Origin of the sequence: Micromonospora sp. URMC 105 (genome assembly GCF_051386295.1) — a bacterium.
GTDB lineage: Bacteria > Actinomycetota > Actinomycetes > Mycobacteriales > Micromonosporaceae > Micromonospora.
The window spans coordinates 1-381 of sequence record NZ_JBPQTL010000231.1 but is presented as its reverse complement, the minus strand read 5'-3'; the positions used below and the strand labels follow the sequence as shown (position 1 = coordinate 381).

Genomic DNA, 381 nt, shown 5'->3' with positions numbered 1-381 from the left:
CCAGCCGGACGATCTCCAGCGTCTGCTCGACGTGGGCCACCATCATGGTCAGGTACAGCACGTCGAGGGTGCCGAGCGTCGTCGCCGTTTCGCCCGTGGACGGGGTACGGGACACCGACGGTGTGGACGGGGCGTCGGCACAGCCGGCGGCCAGCAGCAGGGCGGCGAGCACGGCGAGCGCTGACCTGCGCGCCACGCCGGCCGTACCCACGCCGCGCCGAGGGTCGGATGCGGCCCGCACCGGCTCGGGCCGTACCCGTCCGGTCAGACCTGCGACCACAGCGCCGGCACGTTCGGCGGCTCCCAGCCCGGGATCGCGGTGTGCGCCTGCCGGCAGCGGTAGGTCGACCCGTTGTAGGTGACCTGGTCACCGACCTGGTA

At 73.5% G+C, this 381-nt stretch carries 1 protein-coding gene and 1 pseudogene; both read right to left on the bottom strand.

Annotation, left to right across the window (positions count from 1 at the left end):
* A pseudogene (locus ACSNN7_RS29080) lies at window positions 1-211 on the bottom strand (DUF305 domain-containing protein); the annotation flags it as partial.
* 53 nt (window positions 212-264) lie between these two features.
* The coding region (locus tag ACSNN7_RS29075) for a carbohydrate-binding protein (RefSeq protein ID WP_436684231.1) at window positions 265-381 on the bottom strand (117 nt) is incomplete at its 5' end.